Genomic DNA, 20,251 nt, shown 5'->3' with positions numbered 1-20,251 from the left:
TTGGGGGGCGCAGCCCACCCCTCAAGGGGCGCGGGGAACTGCGCGACCAGCCACGACGGCGCCGCAGATGATCAACTGCAGTCCTCCCGTCGGCGCTCAGCCCTTCGTGCCACCCGCGGTCAAACCAGTCACCAAGTTCTTCTGCACGAAGTAGAAGAACGCGGAAACAGGTATGGCGATCAGTACAGCCGTCGCAGCCATCAGATTCCGCTGCGCGTCATGCTCACTCACGAACGTCTGCAGACCAACCGCAAACGTGTACTTCGTGTCGGACAGCATGAACGTCGACGCGAACGCGACCTCACCGAAGGCCGTGAGGAAGCTGTAGAACGCGGCGACCGCCAGGCCCGGCTTGGCGAGCGGCAGGATCAGTCGCCCGAACGTGCCGAAGGGGCTCAGCCCGTCGACGCGTCCCGCCTCGTCGATCTCGAACGGGATCGTGTCGAAGTAGCCCTTCATCAGCCAGGCGCAGTACGGCACGGTCGTCGAGCAGTAGACGAGGATGAGACCGAGGTAGTTGTCGATGAGCTGGAGCCCGGACAGGATCTGGTACATCGGCACCATGAGGACGGCCACCGGGAACATCTGGGTCACCAACAGCACCCACATGAACTTCTTGTAGCCCGGAAAGCGCATCCGCGAGACCGCGTAGCCGGTGGTGGCGGCGATGACGACGCCGATGAGCGAGGTGCCCAGCGTGACGATGAGCGTGCTGCCCAGCCAGTCGAAGAACTTCGTCTCCTGCAGGACGAACGTGTAGTTGTCCAGCGACATCTTCCCCCAGATGCCGCCGGGGTGAAGGTAGTCGTCCTTGTCCGGTCCGAGGGACAGGAAGAGCAGCCAGGCCACGGGGAACAAGGCGATCAGGCTCGCCACGATGAGGATGCCGTGGGAGACGAGGGACGTGGCGCGGCTGTTCTCGCCGCGGCCGCGCACCTTGCGCCGGGGGACGGTGGTCACGGAGTCCTGCTTGTTCACCGGGGTCTCAACAGTGGTCGTACTCATGGGGACTCCTGCCTCAGATCGCGAGCTGCGGATCATTGCGGTTCAGCCAGCGGCGGTAGAAGGAGGTGAAGACGATCAGGATGGCCAGCAGCAGGATGCCGTAGGCCGCCGACTGCGCGAAGTCGCGCGGCTGCTGTCCGAAGCCGAGGTACCACGCCCAGGTGACCAGGATCTGGGCGTCGGGCGCGGTGTCGCCGAAGAGCAGGAAGATGATGGCGAACTGGTTGAAGGTCCAGATGATGCCGAGGAGTACGACGGTGGAGCTGACGGACCTCAGGCCCGGCAGGGTGACGTAGCGGAACTGCTGCCACCTGCTCGCGCCGTCCATCTCGGAGGCCTCGTACAGCGAGGAGTCGATGGACTGCAGTCCGCCGAGCAGCGAGAGCATCATGAACGGCACACCGCACCAGGTGTTGACCATGATCGCGGCGAACCGCTGCCAGAAGGTGTCCTCCAGCCACAGCGGTGTCGGCAGGTGGAGCGTCTCCAGGAACGAGTTGATGATGCCGCCGTCGGCGAGCATGAACCGCCAGCCGAACACGGTGACGAAGGTCGGCACGGCCCACGGCAGGATCAGGATCAGCCGGTACAGGGTGCGCCCGCGCAGCTTCTGGTTGAGCAGCAGGGCGAGACCCAGGCCGATCGTGTAGTGCAGGGTGACGCAGGCCGCCGTCCAGAAGATCGTCCAGATGAAGTGCGACCAGAAGCGGTCGTAGGCCGTCTCGCCCCACAGGATGTCGGCGTAGTTGTCGAATCCGATGAACTTGTACGTCGCCTCGATCTCGTTGACGCCGATCGTGCGGGCACTGTTGAGGCTGTTGGCGTCGGTGAGGGTGAGGTAGAAGCCGTACACCAGCGGATACAGCGCGAGGACGCCGAGGACGATCACCACTGGGGCGATCATCGCGTAGGCGTACCAATGCTTCTGGTAGCCGTGCTTCAGGCGCCGGCCCAGTCCGGGGCGCGGCGCGCGGTCACCGCGGCGCTTGCCGGTCGCGCGGTCGATGGCGACTGTCATGGTTCGACAACCTTCGTGGAGATCGACAGATCGAGGGGGTACGGCTGTACGGCAGCTGTACGACGTGCGGGGTGTACGGCGCACAGGCCGGTGACCGCCGGATCCTTCCCCCCATGATCAGGAGGATCCGACGGTCACTCGGGGTCACTTGCTGAAGTCCGGGACCAGCTTGGCGATCGCGGTCTCGGCGGTGCGCAGCCCCTTGTCCAGGGACTCCTTGTCACCGGCGATCTTCAGCAGCTCGGTGTCCACCGGGCCCCACAGGGAGCTGTACTCGGGCAGGGCCGGGCGCGGCTGGGCGGAGGCGAGGACGGTCTGGTAGCCGGCGATACCCGGGTCGGCCTTGACCTCGGCGGTGTAGGCGTCGTCGCGGGTCGGCAGCGTGGAGTTCTTGAGCGCGATCGTCTCCTGCGCCTTCTGCGACGTCATGAACTTCACGAACTTCATCGCGGCCTTCTGGTGCGCCTCGTCGGAGCCGGCGTACACGGAGAGGTTGTGGCCGCCGGTCGGGGCGCCCGCCTTGCCTGCGGAGCCGGCCGGGACGGTGGCGATGCCGAGGTTGGCCTTGTCCTTGAACGCCGAGCCCTTGTAGAAGTTGGTGATCTCCCAGGGGCCCTGCATGATCGCGGCGACCTTGCCGTTGACGAACGCCTCCTGGATGTGGGCGTAGGCGTCGGCGGTGGTGTCGGCCTTGTGCAGGCCCTTGCCGTCGAAGAGGCTCAGCCAGGTGCCGTAGCCCTTCTTGGCCTCGGCGCCGGCGACGGTGATCTTCTTGGCGTCGGCGTCGACGGTGTCGGTGCCCTCGCCGTAGAGGAACGTCTGGGCGTAGTAGGCCTGGGTGGAGCCCCAGTAGCCGTCGACGCCGGTCTTGTCCTTGATCTTGGCGGCGGCCTTCTTCAGGTCGTCCCAGGTCTTGGGGGCCTCGACGCCGGCCTTCTTGAACAGGTCCTTGTTGTAGACGAAGGCGAGGGTGTCCGTGGTGAACGGAACGCCGTACGTCTTGCCCTCGTACTTGGCCTGCTCGATCAGGCTGGGCTGGAACTTGCTCTCGTCGGCGAGGGCCTCGGTGCCGTCGAGCTGCGCGAAGAAGCCCTTCTTGGCGAAGGCGGGCGTCCAGCCGACCTCGGAGCGCAGCACGTCCGGGGCACCCTTGGAGCCGGCGGCCGTGTCGAACTTGTTCTGCGCCTGGTCGAAGGGGACGTTGACGTACTTGACCTTGACGTCCTTGTTGGCGGCCTCGAACTCCTTGACCAGGGCCTGGTACGTCGGCGCCTCGTTGGTGGCGTTGGAGGTGTCCCACCAGGTGATGGTGACCGGCCCGTCGGCACTGTCGCCGCTGTCACTTCCGCCGCAGGCCGTCGCCGCGAGGGCGAGGGACGCCACCAGCGCGGTGGCCGCTATGCCACGCCGCATGAGATCTCCTTGAGGGTGAAAGCCCGTGTGCTGCAGGGGCGGCCCCGTCTGCCATTCCCTGCCGTCTTACCGACTGCGCCGTTGCCGCCGCCGGGCGACGTGAACGTAACAGCGTTGAAAGCTCGACGAAAGACCTTGCAGAAAAAAAGTGCAAGAGAACACTGAAGTTACCGGGGCGTGACCTCTCGGCGACCCCCGTGAGACGCTTCTTTACAGGGGTGGAGCCGTACGGAGACGGTCTGTGCAAGACTCTGCAAGCTCTTGCTTTCATTTTCACGAGGGAGTGCGATGACGCAGCAACCGGGTCGGGGACGGCCAACGGGTCGCCCACGGCGTCCGATTGGTGTGCAAGGCGACATACGGCCGGTACAGTCCAGTGCCGTGACCACACGGCTTGCCGACATCGCTGCTCAGGCGGGGGTGAGCGAAGCGACCGTCAGCCGCGTCCTCAACGGCAAGCCGGGCGTCGCCGCCACCACCCGCCAGTCCGTGCTGGCCGCACTCGACGTGCTCGGCTACGAACGCCCCGTACGCCTGCGCCAGCGCAGTGAAGGCCTGGTGGGCCTGATCACCCCGGAGCTGGAGAACCCGATATTCCCGGCCCTGGCCCAGGTCATCGGCCAAGCGCTCACGCGCCAGGGCTACACCCCGGTGCTGGCCACCCAGACCCCGGGCGGCTCGACGGAGGACGAGCTGACCGAGATGCTCGTCGACCGCGGCGTCGCCGGCATCATCTACGTCTCCGGCCTCCACGCCGACACCACCGCCGACATGCAGCGCTACGAGCGCCTGCGCGCCCAGGGCGTTCCCTTCGTCCTGGTCGACGGTTTCTCCCCCAAGGTCCAGGCGCCTTTCATCTCCCCCGACGACCGCGCCGCGATGACGCTCGCGGTCACGCACCTCGCCTCCCTGGGCCACACCCGCATCGGTCTGGCACTGGGCCCCAAGCGCTTCGTCCCGGTCCAGCGCAAGATCGAGGGCTTCGTCCGCGCGATACAGGATCAGCTGAACCTGCCGACGGACGTCATAGAGACCGAGCTGATCCAGCACTCCCTGTACACGCTGGAGGGCGGCCAGGCGGCGGCCACGGCCCTGATCGACCGCGACTGCACCGCGGTCGTCTGCGCCAGCGACATGATGGCGCTGGGCGCGATAAGGGCGGCACGGCAGCGCGGCCTCGACGTCCCGAAGGACGTCTCGGTGGTCGGCTTCGACGACTCCCCCTTGATCGCCTTCACCGACCCGCCCCTCACCACGGTCCGCAAGCCGGTCCCGGCGATGGGACAGGCGGCGGTGCGCACGCTGCTGGAGGAGATCGGCGGGACTCCGGCCCCCCACAGCGAGTTCGTGTTCATGCCGGAACTGGTGGTGCGCGGTTCGACGGCTTCGGCACCCGGGAACAGAAACCACCCGTAACTCGTCCCCAAGGGGGAGAATCCCGGCATCCCGCCCTGCTTTGGTAGGAGAACGGGGTGTACGCCCGTCGTAGAACATGCGTCCTTAACCCACCCGAGGGATGATCGGTCGGGGAAGGCTTATCTGGCAGACTCTGTGCCCATGGGTGACACGACCGTGACGACACTGGAAAGCCGCGCAACGGCCGTTCCGAACCCCGTCGCGGACAAGACGGGGCAAAGCCCCCTGCGCCGTCTGCGCACCCCGCGCCGGCCCCGCCTCTGGTTCGAGATCCTGCTGATCGCGGTGAGTTACTGGACGTACTCACTGATCCGCAACGCGGTTCCGGAACAGAAGGCCGAGGCGCTGCGCAACGCCGACTGGCTCTGGCAGCTGGAACACCATCTCGGCATCGCCGTCGAGGAGTCGATCAACCACACCGTGAACTCGGTGACTTGGCTCATCGTCGGCATGAACTACTACTACGCGACCCTGCACTTCATCGTCACGATCGGCGTCCTGGTCTGGCTCTACCGCAGCCACCCCGGCCGCTACGCGGCAACGCGCCTGGTCCTCTTCGCAACCACGGGCGTGGCCCTGGTCGGCTACTACCTGTACCCGCTCGCTCCCCCGCGGTTGATGACCAACGGCGGCTTCATCGACACGGTCCTGGTCCACGACACCTGGGGCTCGATGGCCTCCGGCGACCTGAAGAACATGTCGAACCAGTACGCCGCGATGCCGTCCATGCACATCGGCTGGTCCGTCTGGAGCGGCCTGACGATCTTCGCCCTGGCGAGAATCCCCTGGATCCGCGTCCTGGGCCTCCTGTACCCGACCGCCACCCTGGTGGTGATCGTCGCAACGGCCAACCACTTCTGGCTGGACGCGGTGGGCGGCATCATCTGCCTGGCCTTCGGCTACACGGTGGCACGCCTGTGGTACGGAGCGTTCCCGCACGCACTCCCGAGGCGAGTGGCGAAACCACGCACGCAGCCGCACCCGCCCACGGCGGAAAGGGGACGTGCCGGGGGGTGTCCGCCCGCAGCGGCGGGCGTCAACGCCGAGCAAGCTCCTGACGAACCGAACCGCCCGACCGAGGACGGACACCCCCCGGCGCGGCCCCGACCCACGACCCACGCGTAGGCGCTGGGCGCACCCCCACAAGGCCGCACAGGCCGCCGCAGGCATCGACGCGCACGCCACAGGCCGCCGCAGGCACAGACGCGCACCCCCACGCAGCCGCGCAGCCCGCCGCAGGCATCCCGGCCCCACCGCCGGAGGCATCACGCGCCGTAGAACAACTCCTCCACCACAGCCCGCGCCCGACGCGTCGTACGCCGATACGCGTCGAGCATGTCCCCCACATGCCCCGGCTCGTACCCCAGATACCGCCCCACCGCCGCCAGCTCACGGCTGTCCGACGGGAACGTGTCCCCGGCCCGCCCCCGCACCAGCATCACCGCGTTGCGCACCCGCGTGGCCAGCACCCACGCCTCGTCCAGAATCGCCGCCTCCTCGGCCGGCAGCAGCCCGGCCGCACACGCCGCGGCGAGAGCCTCCCGCGTCCGCGTCGTCCGCAGCCCCGGCTCCGCCCACCCGTGCTGGAGCTGCAGCAGCTGAACCGTCCACTCGACGTCGGAGAGGCCACCGGGCCCGAGCTTGGTGTGCAGCTTGGGGTCGGCGCCGCGAGGGAGCCGCTCGGACTCCATACGGGCCTTCAGCCGACGGATCTCCCGTACGGCGTCCTCCCCCAGCCCCTCGGCGGGATACCGCAGCGGATCGATCAGGTCGATGAAACGCCGCCCCAGATCCTCGTCACCGGCCACCGCCTCGGCCCGCAGCAGCGCCTGCGACTCCCACACCAGGGACCACCGGCGGTAGTACGCCTCGTAGGAGTTCAGCGTCCGCACCAGCGGCCCCGACTTGCCCTCCGGCCGCAGATCGGCGTCGATCAGCAGCACCGGATCCGCGCTGGAGATCTGCAGCAGCCGGCTCATCTCCGAGACCACCCGGTTCGCCGCGGCCGAGGCCTCGTGCTCGTCGACGCCGTCCCGCGGCTCGTGCACGAACACGACGTCGGCGTCACTGCCGTAACCCAGTTCGTGCCCGCCGAACCGCCCCATGCCGATGATCGCGAACCGGGTGGGCAGCGTGTCACCCCACCCGTCCCGCACCACCGCCCGCAGGGTGCCCGCGAGCGTCGCCGACGTAAGGTCCGACACCGCGGCCCCGACACGATCCACCAGCGCGCCTTGATCCGCCTCGGCCGGCTTCGTCTCGGTGCCGTAGGAGTCGACGATGTCGGCGGCGGCCGTACGGAACAGTTCCCGCCGACGCACCCCACGAGCCGCCGTGACCGCCTGCACGGCGCCCTCCGCCCGGCCCACCGCGGCGAGGATCTCCTGCTCCAGGTGGCCGCGCGAGCGCGGCTCCAGACCGCTGCCGCCGTCGCCGTCGCCGAGCAGGGCCACCGCCTCGGGGGCCCGCATCAGCAGATCGGGGGCGAGGCGGCCGGCGGACAGCACACGTGCGAGGTTCTCGGCGGCGGCGCCCTCGTCCCGCAACAGCCGCAGATACCAAGGGGTCTTGCCGAGCGCGTCCGACACCTTGCGGAAGTTCAGCAGGCCCGCGTCCGGGTCCGCGGAGTCCGCGAACCAGCCCAACAGGACCGGCAGCAGGGTGCGTTGGATCGCCGCCTTGCGGGTGACGCCGGAGGCCAGCGCCTCCAGATGCCGCAGCGCGGCGGCCGGATCGGCGTACCCGAGCGCGATCAGCCGCTCGCGTGCCGCCCCCGCGCTCAACCGGGCCTCGTCGGGGGCGAGTTGGGCGACCGCGTCGAGCAGCGGCCGGTAGAAGAGCTTCTCGTGCAGGCGCCGTACGACACTCGCGTGCCGTTTCCACTCGCGGTTCAGCTCGGCGACCGGGTCGGCCCGCAGGCCGAGCGAGCGGCCGATGCGCCGCAGGTCGTCGTCGCCCTCGGGCACCAGGTGCGTGCGCCGCAGCCGGTAGAGCTGGATGCGGTGCTCCATGGAGCGCAGGAAGCGGTAGGCGTCGTCGAGTTGGGCGGCGTCGGCACGCCCGACGTAGCCACCCGCCGCGAGCGCCTGCAGCGCGTCCAGCGTGGTGCCGCTGCGCAGCGACGCGTCGTCCCGCCCGTGCACCAACTGCAGCAGCTGTACGGCGAATTCGACGTCCCTGAGCCCGCCCGGGCCGAGCTTGAGCTGGCGGTCCACCTCGGTGACGGGGATGTTCTCGACGACCCGGCGGCGCATCTTCTGCACGTCGGCGACGAAGTTGTCCCGCTCGGCGGCCTTCCAGACCAGCGGCTCCAGCGCGGCGACGTACTCCTCACCCAGCTCGATGTCGCCCGCGACCGGGCGTGCCTTGAGCAGCGCCTGGAACTCCCAGGTCTTGGCCCAACGCTGGTAGTAGGCGAGGTGGCTGCTGAGGGTCCGCACCAGCGGACCGTTCCGGCCCTCGGGCCGCAGATTGGCGTCCACGGGCCAGATGGACCCCTCGACGGTCGTCTCGGAGCAGATCCGCATCATGTGCGAGGCGAGCTTGGTGGCGGACCTCAGCGCCTTGCCCTCGTCGGCGCCGTCCGCGGTCTCGCCGACGAAGATGACATCGACGTCGGAGACGTAATTCAGCTCATGGCCCCCGCACTTGCCCATCGCGATCACCGCGAGCCGGCACTGTGCGGCGTCCTCGGGCGCGGCGGCGCGGGCGATGGCGAGGGCGGCGCGCAGGGTCGCGGTGGCGAGGTCGGCGAGTTCGGCGGCGGTCTGGGCGACGTCGGCGGTGCCGCACACGTCGCGGGCGGCGATGGACAGCAGACAGCGCCGGTATGCGACGCGCAGGGACACCGGGTCGGTGGCATCGGCGAGGCCGCGCTCGAACTCCTCCACCTCGGGGTGCAGGTCCCTCGGCTCGTACATGACCAGCGCCTGCCAGTCACCGGCGTGCTTGGCGAGGTGGTCGGCGAGCGCGGAGGAGGCGCCGAGCACGCCGAGCAGCCGGTCGCGCAGGGGCTTGGCCGCTATCACCGTGTCCAGCAGTTCCTGCTGGGCGGAGGGGCCGGGCTGCGCTTCGAGCAGCCGGACGAGGCCGTGCAGGGCGAGATCGGGGTCGGCGGTGGCGCCCAGGGCCTCCAGCAGCACCGGGTCGTTCTTGATCGGCGCGAGTTCGGGCGTCTCCAGCAGCCGGTCGGCGGCCGACGGGTCGGTGAATCCGTGCCGCAGCAGCCGCGTGAAGGTACTGCTCCTGCGCCCCGGCGCCGTCATGCTCGGTCTCCCGTCCGATCGGGGTCGTACGCGCCCGATCAAGGTCGTACGCGGTCGAGCCTAACCGCAGTGTCCGACAGCGGCGCCGATGAGTTCCGAAGGCCCGCACGGTCAGCCTTGTGAAGCGACATGTCAGGAGGACGTCCGATGACCGCCAAGCAACCACAGACCCTGCTGGACGCGCGCTACAGCGACGAGACGGCGACGGCGATCCCGTGGACGGAGGCCGAGAAGCTGCTGACCGAGGCCGAACTGTTCTGGATCTCGACGGTACGGCCGGACGGGCGGCCGCACGTCACCCCGCTGCCGACGGTCTGGTCGGACGGCGCGCTGCACTTCTGCACCGGCCCCGAGGAGCGCAAGGCGAGGAACCTGGCCGGCAACCCGAACGTCGTCCTGACGACCGGCACGAACATCTGGAACCAGGGCTACGACCTGGTGGTCGAGGGCGAGGCGGCGCGGATCACGGACGACGCCCGGCTACGCGAACTGGCCGCCGGGTGGGAGGCGAAGTACGGCAGTTTCTGGCACTTCGAGGTGGCCGACGGCTGCTTCCGGCACGGCGCGGGAGCCGCCTATGTCTTTTCGGTGGCGCCGCGCACGGTTTTCGGCTTCGGTAAGGGAGAGCCGTTCAGCCAGACCCGCTGGCGATTCACCATGGAGGACTAGCGATGGACTTCACCCTCGAAGTGATCCCGCTGCCCGTGAGCGACATCGACCGGGCCCGCGACTTCTACCGGGACAAGGTCGGTTTCCACGTCGACATCGACCAGGAGGTCATGCCGGGCATGCGCATCGTCCAGCTGACGCCCCCGGGCTCCGGCTGCTCGATCGCCCTGGGCGACAGCATCTGGGACATGACCAAGGGCGAAACCGTACCCAAGCCCGGCTCCTATCAGGGCCTGCAACTCTGCGTGGCAGACATCAAGGCGGCGAGGGCGGAACTGCTGGAACGAGGCCTGGAGGTCTCGGAACCGGTCCAGTACGCCCCCGACGACGGCGCCACGTTCATGTACTTCAAGGACCCGGACGGCAACGGTTGGTCGATCCAGGAGTACAGGCGCAGGGTGACAGAACCCCTCCACGAGCTCCTGTCGAAACAGGCGGCAAGCTAGCCGACCTGAAGGGGCGCGGGGAACTGCGCGACCAGCCCCCACCGGGCTGCACCCGCGTACACACCCCGCGCCCCACGGCGACTAGGCGCGCTAAAGAACCGGCAGATTCTTCCGCAACTCGAACGCGGTCACCTCGGACCGGTACTCGTGCCACTCATGCCGCTTGTTCCGCAGGAAGAAGTCGAACACGTGCTCGCCGAGCGTCTCGGCGACCAGGTCGCTGCGCTCCATCAGCGTCAGCGCCTCGCCCAGGTTCTGCGGCAGCGGCTCGATGCCCATCGCGCGGCGCTCGGCGTCCGACAGTGCCCACACATCGTCCTCGGCCCCCGGAGGGAGCTCGTAGCCCTCCTCGATGCCCTTGAGGCCGGCGGCCAGCAGCATCGCGTACGCGAGGTACGGGTTCGCGCCCGAGTCCAGTGAGCGGACCTCGACCCGTGCGGAGCCCGTCTTGCCGGGCTTGTACATCGGGACGCGGACCAGGGCCGAGCGGTTGTTGTGGCCCCAGCAGATGTACGAGGGGGCCTCGCCGCCGGCGCCCGCGGTGCGCTCGGAGCCGCCCCAGATGCGCTTGTAGGAGTTGACCCACTGGTTGGTCACCGCGGCGATCTCCGCGGCGTGCTTCAGCAGGCCCGCGATGAAGGAGCGGCCGACCTTGGAGAGCTGGTACTCCGAGCCCGACTCGTAGAAGGCGTTCCTGTCGCCCTCGAACAACGACAGGTGCGTGTGCATGCCGCTGCCCGGGTGCTCGGAGAACGGCTTCGGCATGAAGGTCGCCTGGACCCCCTGCTCCAGCGCCACCTGCTTCATGACCAGGCGGAACGTCATGATGTTGTCCGCCGTGGACAGCGCGTCGGCGTAGCGCAGGTCGATCTCCTGCTGGCCCGGCGCGCCCTCGTGGTGGGAGAACTCGACCGAGATGCCCATCGACTCCAGCATGGTGATCGCCTGGCGGCGGAAGTCCATGCCGATGTTCTGCGGGGTGTGGTCGAAGTAGCCGGAGTTGTCGGCGGGGGTCGGCACGGAGCCGTCGACGGGCTTGTCCTTCAGCAGGAAGAACTCGATCTCGGGGTGGGTGTAGAAGGTGAAGCCGAGGTCGGAGGCGCGGGCCAGGGCGCGCTTGAGGACATAGCGCGGGTCCGCGAAGGACGGGGAGCCGTCCGGCATGAGGATGTCGCAGAACATCCGGGCCGTGCCGGGGGCCTCGGCGCGCCACGGCAGGATCTGGAACGTCGACGGGTCCGGCTTGGCGATCATGTCGGACTCGTATACGCGGGCGAAGCCCTCGATGGCCGAGCCGTCGAAGCCGATGCCCTCGTCGAAGGCCTGCTCCAGCTCGGCGGGGGCCACGGCCACGGACTTGAGGAAGCCCAGAACGTCCGTGAACCACAGCCGTACGAACCGGATGTCGCGCTCCTCCAACGTCCGGAGCACGAACTCCTGCTGCTTGTCCATCTTCCGCTTCCCCATCCTTGCTGGTCAGGCCGCCTGTCTCCGGTACCGCGAGAGGCGGTCGGGCACCCGAGCATCACACCACAGCCGCATTTCATGCGCGTTGCCGACCTTGATCGCCGGGGCGACCCGGGCCTGAACGCCTCGCATACGGCCGGTGTACTGCTCCTGTGCCCATCTTGCCTGCTCGGACCGACATCCGTAATGGCCGGATCGTCTCTCTCGCAGGGTAGTGGTCATCCGTTCGAGCCGGAAACTCCTGGCCATTCCTGTGACCGCCCTACGAGTGGCCCCGTCTCCCCCATTACGATCAGCGGACCCGACCGTCCCACGCTTCCCAGAAGGGCACACCGCATGGGCTCCGCCAAGAACAAGAGCAGCGCCGCGCGCAAAGCGCGAATAGAGGAGATGCGGCGCGCCGAGCAGGCCCGTGAGCGGCGCAACCGCATCCTCACGATCGGGGCGAGTGTGGTGGTCGTCGTCGGCCTCGTCGTCGGTGGTGTCGTCCTCATCCAGTCGCAGGCCGACAAGAAGGACGAGGCGCAGTCCGACAAGACTCCGGGGAAGTTCGTCACCGGCAAGGACGGCGTGAAGACCTGGAACAAGAAGCTGTCGAGCACCCACGTCACGGAGAGCGTGTCGTACCCGATGGAGCCCCCGGTCGGCGGCAACCACCACAAGGCCTGGATGAACTGCAACGGCGACGTCTACACCAAGGAACTCGCGAACGAGAACGCCGTGCACTCGCTGGAGCACGGCGCGGTGTGGGTGACGTACAACAGCAAGGCCTCCAAGGCCGATGTCGCGGCGCTGGCGACGAAGGTCAAGCAGACCCCGTTCACGCTGATGAGCCCGGACGACGAGCAGCAGGACCCGATCATGCTCAGCGCGTGGGGGCACCAGCGCACGGTGACGAGCGCGAGTGACCCGAACGTCGGCAAGTTCTTCGAGAAGTACGTCCAGGGCGAGCAGACGCCCGAGCCGGGCGCGCCGTGCACGGGTGGTCTGTCGGAGTGAGGCAGCACGTCGGTTGGGTTGCGGGGACCGCGGCGGCCGTGCTCGTCGCGGCCGGCGCGATCACCTACGCCGTCGCCGAGGACGGGGGCACGGGCGACACCCCTGTCGCCGACTCGGCGGACGCCGGGTTCGCGCGGGACATGGCCGTGCACCATCAGCAGGCCGTGGAGATGTCGTACATCGTGCGCGACCGCACGAAGGACGAGGACGTGCGGCGCCTCGCGTACGACATCGCCCAGACGCAGGCCAACCAGCGCGGCATGCTGCTGGGCTGGCTGGATCTGTGGCAGCTGCCGAAGGTGTCGTCCAAGGCCCCGATGACCTGGATGGGCATGGGTGACATGCCCGCCGGCGAGGACGGCGCGCTGATGCCGGGCATGGCGACCAACACGGAGATGAAGAAGCTTGAGGGCCTCAGCGGCAAGCAGGCGGAGATCTTCTTTCTGCAGTTGATGACGGCCCATCACAAGGGCGGCATCCACATGGCCGAGGGCTGCCTCGACAAGTGCGCGGTCGGCGTGGAGAAGCGGCTCGCGCAGACCATGGTGAACGGGCAGGAAACGGAGATCGACCTGATGGCGGACATGCTGAAGGAGCGGGGCGCGAAGGCGCGGTCGTAGCCCCCCGGACCCCACGGCCCGCGGTCGTGGCTCTCCGCCCCGCCCTAACCTCAAATGGCCTTGTCATTAGGTTAATTGGGCGCTTCTTGGCCGTCGCATTCCCCTGGCATGAACGGTTCATCGCGAGAGTGGCCACCGTCGAGTGATCCACTCGCGCACACGAACCGCACAGGGGGTTCCATGAGATCTCACCGCGCCACGCTGCGCGCCGGAGTGAGCCTGGCGGCGACACTGCCTCTGCTCACCGGCGCGCTGGCGTTCGGCATACCCGCGCACGCCGCGGACAACCCGGGCCGGGACGGGCTCGCCGGCACCAAGCCCGCGTGGGCCACGGCCAAGGCGGACCGGGGGGCGGCCTCGGACGGTGCCCAGGTCGCCGTACGCGTCTACCTCGCGGGCCGGGACGCGACCGGCCTCGCCGCCTACGCGAAGGCCGTGTCCGACCCGGGCTCGGCGTCGTACGGCAAGTACCTGAGCGCCAAGCAGACGCAGGCCCGCTTCGGCGCGACCAAGGCCCAAGTGGCCGCCGTCAAGAGCTGGTTGACGTCGGCGGGCCTGAAGGTCACGGACGTGACGAAGCACTATGTCGCCGTCACCGGCGATGTGGCCGCCGCGGAGAAGGCGTTCGGCACCCAGCTGCACAACTACACCAAGGGCGCGAAGACCTACCGCGCGCCCACGACGACCGCCTCGGTGCCGGCCGCCGTCAAGGACGCCGTGCTGACCGTCACGGGCCTGGACGACGCCCCGCACCTGGCGAGCCACCAGGACCAACTCCCGCCGCCGGAGACGGTGTTCCGCAACGCCGGGCCGTTCTCGACGTACCACGGCTCGAACGTGGCGAGCACGCTGCCGGACGCGTACGGCACGAAGATCCCGTACGCCGTCAAGGGCTACACCGGCAAGCAGCTGCGCGCCGCGTACGGCGCCGGCAAGCGCACCGGCAAGGGGGTGCGCATCGCCATCACCGACGCGTACGCCTCCCCGACGATCGCCTTCGACGCGGCCATGTACGCGAAGAGGAACGGCGACGCGGCCTACACCAGCGGCCAGTTGCGCCAGGTCCTGCCCAAGAACTACACCCACACCAAGGACTGCTCGGCGGCCGGCTGGTACGGCGAGGAGACCCTGGACGTCGAGGCCGTGCACGCGGTCGCGCCGGGCGCGCAGATCACTTACGTGGGCGCCGCCTCCTGCACCGACGAGGACCTGCTCGACTCCCTCGGCAAGATCGTCGACAACCATCTGGCCGACCTCGTCTCCAACTCCTGGGGCGAGACCGAGGCCGCCCAGACGCCGGACCTCGCGGCCGCCTACGACCAGGTCTTCCAGTTCGGCGCGGTCGAGGGCATCGGCTTCTACTACTCCTCCGGCGACGACGGCGACGAGGTCGCGAGCAGCGGCACCAAGCAGGTGGACATCCCGGCGAGTTCGGCCTGGGTGACGGCGGTCGGTGGTACGTCGCTGGCGGTCGGCAAGGGCGACACGTACCTGTGGGAGACCGGCTGGGGTACGGAGAAGGCGGTGCTGTCGGCCGACGGCAAGAGCTGGACCGGCTTCCCCGGCGCGTTCACCTCGGGCGCGGGCGGCGGCACCAGCAAGACGGTCGCCGAGCCCTACTGGCAGAAGGGCGTCGTACCGGACGCGCTGGCCAAGGCCAACAGCGCCGACGGCAACCGCGTCGTCCCGGACATCGCGGCGATCGCCGACCCGAACACCGGGTTCCTGGTGGGCCAGACGCAGACCCTGCCGGACGGCACCACGCAGGCCTACGACGAGTACCGCATCGGCGGCACCTCGCTCGCCGCGCCGGTGATCGCGGCCGTCCAGGCGCTGGCCCAGGAGGCGCGGGGCGGGAAGCCGCTCGGCTTCGCCAACCCGGCGATCTACGCGCGGTACGGCTCGAAGGCGTACCACGACGTCACCGACAACCCGACGGGCTCCGGCCTCGCGGTCGCCCGCGTCGACTTCGTCAACGGCTACGACGCGACGGGCGGACTGACCCCGTCCGTACGGACCCTCGGCAAGGACAGCTCGCTGAGCGCGGTGAAGGGCTACGACGACGTGACCGGCGTGGGCACACCTGCGGGCGGTTACGTGGAGTCGTACCGCCGCTGACCGGCACCTTCGAAAAACGGAGCGCCCCGCCGACGGGGGAAGATCGGCGGGGCGCTTTGGTGCCGCAGTGGTTCAGGGTGTGAGCCCGGGAGGGCTCAGTGGACGGAGTGCTCCTCCAGCGGGAACGTTCCGCCGACGACGTCCTCCGCGAACGCCTTCGCCGCGTTGCCCATGACCTCGCGGAGGTTCGCGTACTGCTTGACGAACTTGGGGACGCGGCCGCCGGTCAGGCCCAGCATGTCCGTCCAGACCAGGACCTGCGCGTCGGTGTCGGCACCGGCGCCGATGCCGACGGTCGGGATGTGCAGCGTGCGCGTCACCTCGGCCGCCAGCTCCGCCGGCACCAGCTCCAGGACGACCGCGAACGCGCCCGCGTCCTGGACCGCCTTGGCGTCCCGCAGCAGCTGCGCGGCCGCCTCCTCGCCGCGGCCCTGGACGCGGTAGCCCATGGCGTTGACGGACTGCGGGGTGAGGCCGATGTGGGCCATCACCGGGATGCCGGACTCCACCAGCAGCCGGATCTGGTCGTACGACCGCTCGCCGCCCTCCAGCTTGACGGCGCCGACCCCGGCCTCCTTGACCATCCGGGTCGCCGAGCGCAGCGCCTGCACCGGGCCCTCCTGGTACGAGCCGAACGGCAGGTCGCCGACGATCATGGCGCGGGACGTGCCGCGTACGACGGCCGCCGACAGCATGGTCATCTCGTCGAGCGTGACGGGCACGGTGGTGTCGTACCCGAGGTGACAGTTGCCCGCGGAGTCGCCGACGAGCATGACCGGGATGCCGGCCTGGTCGAAGACGGACGCGGTCATCGCGTCGTAGGCGGTGAGCATGGGCCACTTCTCGCCCCGCTCCTTGGCGAGCGCGATGTCGCGGACGGTGATGCGGCGGGTGCCCTTCCCCCCGTACAGCGCCTTGCTGCCGTCGGAGGTCTTCGCCTGAGGCGTCTGGGCAGCCGAAAGCTGCGTCATGGCAACGGCTCCTTCATGTCATCTCGAGGCGCCCTGACGGCGTCCCCGGATCCCCTCCATGGTGGCACTTCGTGTCAGGGAGAACCAGGCCCCCCTGTGTGAGTTCCGCCCCGCGCCCGCCCCGCCTCCGCGCCGCCCCTGCCGCACGTAAGGTCTCGGTAAGAATTTACGATACGAGACGGTGCCGTATCGAAAAGCCCCTACGCTCGACGGCATGACTTCTCCCGTCCCTGACACCGGCACCCGGATACCGGAAGCCGTGCACCGGCGCCGCTGGGCGATCCTCGGTGTGCTGATGCTCAGCCTGCTGATCGTCGTCCTCGACAACTCGATCCTGAACGTCGCCATCAAGACGATCTCGACCCCGGCGCCGACGGGCCTCGGCGCCACCCAGAGCGAGCTGGAGTGGGCGATCAACTCCTACACGCTCGTCTTCGCAGGTCTGCTGTTCAGCGCCGGCCTCCTCGGCGACCGGCTCGGCCGCAAGAAGGTGCTGCTCGGCGGGCTCGCGGTGTTCGGCATCGGCTCCGCGCTCGCGGCGTTCTCGGGGTCGCCCGGCGAGCTCATCGCCTTCCGCGCGGTGATGGGCCTCGGGGCGGCCTTCGTCATGCCGGCCACGCTCGCCGTCCTGATGAACGTCTTCGAGCGCGACGAGCAGCCCAAGGCCATCGGCATCTGGGCGGGCGGCGTCGGGCTCGCCATCGCGATCGGGCCCATCACCGGCGGCCTCCTCCTCGACCACTTCTGGTGGGGCTCGGTCTTCCTCATCAACGTGCCGATCGTGCTGATCGCGGTCGCGCTGATGGTGTGGCTGGTCCCGGACTCGCGTGACCCGAATCCCGGGCGCATCGATCCGGTCGGGGTCGTGCTGTCCGTGGTCGGCCTGGTCCTGCTGGTCTACGGCATCATCAAGGGCGGCCAGCTCGCCGACTTCACGGATCCGACGGTGCTCGCGACGATCGGGGCCGGGCTCGCCGTCCTCGTCGGATTCGTCGTGTTCGAGAAGCGCAGCGACCATCCGTCCATCGACGTCACGTACTTCAGGAACAAGGTCTTCTCGGCCGCGATCGGCGTCATCGCGCTGGTCTTCTTCGCCCTGATGGGCGTGACCTTCTTCTCGGTCTTCTACACCCAGAGCGTGCGCGGCTACTCGCCCCTTCAGACCGGTCTGCTGATGCTGCCGCTCGCCGCCGCCCAGATGATCTTCGCGCCGCGCGCCCGGCTCCTGGTCGACCGGTTCGGCATCCGGGCCACGACGACGGGCGCCATGCTGCTCATCGCCGCCACCCTGACCGCCTTCGCGACCTTCGAGGCGGACACGCCGATCTGGGTCCTGGAGGTCGTGTTCTTCCTGATGGGCGCCGCGATGGCGCACATCATGACCCCGCTCAGCGTCGTCATCATGCAGGCCCTGCCCCGCGAGAAGGCCGGCTCCGCCTCCGCCCTCAGCAACACCTTCCGGCAGGTCGGCGGCGCCCTCGGCATCGCCGTCCTTGGCTCGGTCATGTCGGCCACCTACCGGGGCGGCATCGAGGACAAACTCACGGTGCTGCCGGAGGGCCTGCGGCACACGGCGGGCGAGTCCATCGAGGCCACGCTCGGCGTCGCCGACCGGCTCGGGCAGCGCGGCGAGGCCCTCGTCGGTCCGGCCCACGACGCCTTCCTGCACTCCATGCACGTCACGGCGTTGTGGGGAGCGGGCGTCGCGGTGCTCGGCGCGGTGGTCGTGGCGGTGTTCCTGCCGGGGCGGCCGACGGCGCCTCAGGAGGGCGAGGCGCCGCGGGAGTTGGCGACGGCGGAGTAGGAGACGCGCCGGGCCGGCGGGACACACGCCGGGCCGCGCCTCGTGCCCGCGGCCGCCGTGCACCAGGGAGAATCAGCACAGCCCACGGAAAGGACCGAGTTCGAGTGAGCCTCGCCGACAGCCACCCCCGGCAGGACGGCCCCGCGAGGGGTCGCCCCCGCAGCGAGGCCGTGGAGCGGTCCATCATGGAGGGCATCCTCAAGCTGCTGGAGGACGGCGTGCCGCTCGCGGAGCTGTCCATCGAGCGGATCGCCCGTACGGCCGGTGTCGGCAAGGCCACCATCTACCGCCGCTGGAGCGGCAAGGAGGAGCTCTTCGTCGACCTCGTGCGCGCCGCCGAACCCCCGGACCCCGAACTGCCCGGCACCTCGGTGCGCGAGGATCTCGTGGCGCTCATGGAGCAGTTGCGCCGGCGCGGCCTGATGACCCGTTCGTCGGTGCTGCTGCACAACGTCATCGCCCAGATGAAGAGCAGCCCGAAGATCTGGGACGCCTATCACGCCACCGTCGTCGAGCCGCGGCGCAGGAAGCAGCACGCGATCCTGCGCCGGGCGCAGCAGAACGGCGAACTGCGCACGGACATCGACGTCGACGTGATGAACGACATGATCTTCGGCCCGATGCTGGTACGTGCCGTCATGCGCCCGGACGCCGACCTTCCGGAAGGGCTCGCGGAGCAGATGGTCGACGCCGTGCTGGAAGGTCTACGGCCCGTCAGTTCGCGGACTGCGTAAGTTCGCGGACTCCGCCAGTCCGCCGACTCCGTCAGTTCGCCGACTCCGTAGATCGCATGTGCGCGTTACGTCACAGAGCGCGCTTTCTCCCGCCGCGACCGGAACTCGGGAAGGCGACTTGTACGTCCTCGCCCCCGTACGGCCGCCATGAGTGCGGCAGAACGGGGCCGATCATCCCCTAGGGTTTCTTGTGGGCGCGTGGGGACGACGGTGTGCACGGCAGGTAGTGAGGCGACGGTATGGCGCAGCAGGCGTACATGACGGAGACGGACAACGGCGGCTCGGGGCCCGAGCGCCGGGAATCCGGGCTACGGCGCCTGTTGAACCGCCTGACAAAGAGCCGTTTCGTGGCGGGCTGGCGCGGCGACCGGCGCATCTGGCGGCGCGGCATCGTGCTGGCCGCCCTCGCGGTGATCCTCGCCCTGGTGATGCTGCTGCACGCGCAGATCCCGAACGCCGTGGGCAACCTCGGCAGCCTCACCGAGACGTTCCTGCCCTGGCTGGGGCTGATCGTCCCGGTGCTGGTCCTGCTGGCCCTGGTGCGGAAGTCCGCGACCGCGCTGATCGCCGTGCTGCTCCCGGCGATCGTGTGGCTGAACCTCTTCGGCGGCCTCCTCGTGGACCGGACCGGCCCCGGCGGCGACCTCACGGTGGCCACGCACAACGTCAACGCCGACAACCCCGATCCGGCCGGCACCGCCCGGGCCGTGGCCGCGTCCGGCGCGGACGTGGTGGCCCTGGAGGAGCTGACGGCGACTGCGGTACCGACGTACCAGAAGGCGCTGACGTCGACGTACAAGTACCACTCGGTGCAGGGCACCGTCGGGCTCTGGAGCAAGTACCCGGTGAGCGGCGTCAAGCCCGTCGACATCAAGCTGGGCTGGACCCGGGCCATGCGGGCCGTGGTGAGCGCGCCGTCCGGGCAGGTCGCGGTGTACGTCGCCCACCTGCCGTCGGTGCGGGTGAAGATGGAGGCCGGGTTCACCGCCCGGCAGCGCGACAAGAGCGCCAACGCGCTGGGCGAGGCCATCGCCGACGAGCCGCTGGAGAGGGTGGTCCTGCTCGGCGACCTGAACGGCACGATGAACGACCGCGCGCTGCGGGCCGTCACCGCCCAGATGCGCTCCACGCAGGGCGCCTCGGGCAGCGGGTTCGGGTTCAGCTGGCCGGCGTCGTTCCCGATGGCGCGGATCGACCAGATCATGGTGAAGGGCGTCGAGCCTGAGAGCTCGTGGACGCTGCCGGAGACGGGCAGCGACCACCTTCCGGTGGCCGCTCGTGTGAAGGTCGACACGTCCTCGTAACC

16 protein-coding genes are annotated in these 20,251 nt (G+C 69.2%); 10 read left to right on the top strand and 6 right to left on the bottom strand.

The window, feature by feature from the left end:
- Window positions 1-96: 96 nt before the first annotated feature.
- The 3 genes from ACIA8X_RS32860 to ACIA8X_RS32850 form a co-directional block, all read right to left on the bottom strand.
- A complete protein-coding gene (locus tag ACIA8X_RS32860; protein WP_399459814.1) occupies window positions 97-1,005 on the bottom strand; it encodes a sugar ABC transporter permease in 909 nt (302 codons plus the stop codon).
- A gap of 13 nt (window positions 1,006-1,018) precedes the next feature.
- Window positions 1,019-2,023, bottom strand: a complete 1,005-nt coding sequence (locus tag ACIA8X_RS32855) for a carbohydrate ABC transporter permease (RefSeq protein ID WP_399459813.1) — start codon at window positions 2,021-2,023, stop codon at window positions 1,019-1,021.
- A gap of 144 nt (window positions 2,024-2,167) precedes the next feature.
- Window positions 2,168-3,436, bottom strand: a complete 1,269-nt coding sequence (locus tag ACIA8X_RS32850) for an extracellular solute-binding protein (protein WP_399459812.1) — start codon at window positions 3,434-3,436, stop codon at window positions 2,168-2,170.
- 381 nt (window positions 3,437-3,817) lie between these two features.
- Here ACIA8X_RS32850 and ACIA8X_RS32845 point away from each other — a divergent pair, with 381 nt between their 5' ends.
- Together ACIA8X_RS32845 and ACIA8X_RS32840 are read left to right on the top strand one after the other, a co-directional pair.
- Window positions 3,818-4,852: a LacI family DNA-binding transcriptional regulator gene (locus tag ACIA8X_RS32845; RefSeq protein ID WP_393442166.1), complete on the top strand. Its 1,035-nt coding sequence runs from the start codon at window positions 3,818-3,820 to the stop codon at window positions 4,850-4,852.
- A 141-nt stretch (window positions 4,853-4,993) separates the two neighbouring features.
- A complete protein-coding gene (locus tag ACIA8X_RS32840) occupies window positions 4,994-5,977 on the top strand; it encodes a phosphatase PAP2 family protein (protein WP_399459811.1) in 984 nt (327 codons plus the stop codon).
- A 140-nt stretch (window positions 5,978-6,117) separates the two neighbouring features.
- On the opposite strand, the gene ACIA8X_RS32835 is transcribed toward ACIA8X_RS32840, so the two are convergent.
- Window positions 6,118-9,117, bottom strand: a complete 3,000-nt coding sequence (locus ACIA8X_RS32835) for a bifunctional [glutamine synthetase] adenylyltransferase/[glutamine synthetase]-adenylyl-L-tyrosine phosphorylase (RefSeq protein ID WP_393442162.1) — start codon at window positions 9,115-9,117, stop codon at window positions 6,118-6,120.
- A 147-nt stretch (window positions 9,118-9,264) separates the two neighbouring features.
- On the opposite strand from ACIA8X_RS32835, the gene ACIA8X_RS32830 reads away from it, so the two are divergent.
- Window positions 9,265-9,786: a pyridoxamine 5'-phosphate oxidase family protein gene (locus ACIA8X_RS32830; protein ID WP_393442160.1), complete on the top strand. Its 522-nt coding sequence runs from the start codon at window positions 9,265-9,267 to the stop codon at window positions 9,784-9,786.
- A 2-nt stretch (window positions 9,787-9,788) separates the two neighbouring features.
- Window positions 9,789-10,232 (top strand): VOC family protein, encoded by a 444-nt coding sequence (locus ACIA8X_RS32825; RefSeq protein WP_393442158.1) that lies wholly within the window; start codon window positions 9,789-9,791, stop codon window positions 10,230-10,232.
- Window positions 10,233-10,322: 90 nt separating this feature from the next.
- Here ACIA8X_RS32825 and ACIA8X_RS32820 read toward each other — a convergent pair whose 3' ends face one another.
- Window positions 10,323-11,684, bottom strand: a complete 1,362-nt coding sequence (locus tag ACIA8X_RS32820) for a glutamine synthetase family protein (protein ID WP_093908028.1) — start codon at window positions 11,682-11,684, stop codon at window positions 10,323-10,325.
- A 351-nt stretch (window positions 11,685-12,035) separates the two neighbouring features.
- Here ACIA8X_RS32820 and ACIA8X_RS32815 point away from each other — a divergent pair, with 351 nt between their 5' ends.
- The 3 genes from ACIA8X_RS32815 (at window position 12,036) to ACIA8X_RS32805 (ending at window position 15,436) form a co-directional block, all read left to right on the top strand.
- Window positions 12,036-12,698, top strand: coding sequence for a DUF3105 domain-containing protein (locus ACIA8X_RS32815; RefSeq protein ID WP_393442156.1), 663 nt, complete (start codon window positions 12,036-12,038; stop codon window positions 12,696-12,698).
- Complete coding sequence (locus tag ACIA8X_RS32810; RefSeq protein ID WP_393442154.1) at window positions 12,695-13,318, top strand: DUF305 domain-containing protein; 624 nt, start codon at window positions 12,695-12,697, stop codon at window positions 13,316-13,318. The genes ACIA8X_RS32815 and ACIA8X_RS32810 overlap by 4 nt, the downstream gene beginning before the upstream one ends.
- A gap of 180 nt (window positions 13,319-13,498) precedes the next feature.
- On the top strand, window positions 13,499-15,436 hold the full coding sequence (locus ACIA8X_RS32805) for a protease pro-enzyme activation domain-containing protein (protein WP_399459809.1): 1,938 nt from the start codon (window positions 13,499-13,501) through the stop codon (window positions 15,434-15,436).
- A gap of 95 nt (window positions 15,437-15,531) precedes the next feature.
- Here ACIA8X_RS32805 and panB read toward each other — a convergent pair whose 3' ends face one another.
- Window positions 15,532-16,407, bottom strand: coding sequence for a 3-methyl-2-oxobutanoate hydroxymethyltransferase (panB, locus tag ACIA8X_RS32800; RefSeq protein ID WP_399459808.1), 876 nt, complete (start codon window positions 16,405-16,407; stop codon window positions 15,532-15,534).
- Between the two features lie 214 nt (window positions 16,408-16,621).
- Between panB and ACIA8X_RS32795 the strand changes: the two genes are divergently transcribed.
- The 3 genes from ACIA8X_RS32795 to ACIA8X_RS32785 all read left to right on the top strand — a co-directional run bounded on the left by ACIA8X_RS32795 (window position 16,622) and on the right by ACIA8X_RS32785 (window position 20,249).
- A complete protein-coding gene (locus tag ACIA8X_RS32795) occupies window positions 16,622-18,211 on the top strand; it encodes an MFS transporter (protein WP_399459807.1) in 1,590 nt (529 codons plus the stop codon).
- Window positions 18,212-18,315: 104 nt separating this feature from the next.
- Entirely contained in the window at window positions 18,316-18,945 is a 630-nt protein-coding gene (locus tag ACIA8X_RS32790; RefSeq protein WP_393442146.1) for a TetR/AcrR family transcriptional regulator, read from the top strand.
- 239 nt (window positions 18,946-19,184) lie between these two features.
- Complete coding sequence (locus ACIA8X_RS32785) at window positions 19,185-20,249, top strand: endonuclease/exonuclease/phosphatase family protein (RefSeq protein ID WP_393442144.1); 1,065 nt, start codon at window positions 19,185-19,187, stop codon at window positions 20,247-20,249.
- Window positions 20,250-20,251 lie beyond the last annotated feature (2 nt).

It is taken from the genome of Streptomyces sp. NPDC051738, from assembly GCF_044453205.1.
GTDB lineage: Bacteria > Actinomycetota > Actinomycetes > Streptomycetales > Streptomycetaceae > Streptomyces.
The sequence above is the reverse complement of the archived record's forward strand: the minus strand, read 5'-3'. Positions and strand labels throughout refer to the sequence as shown.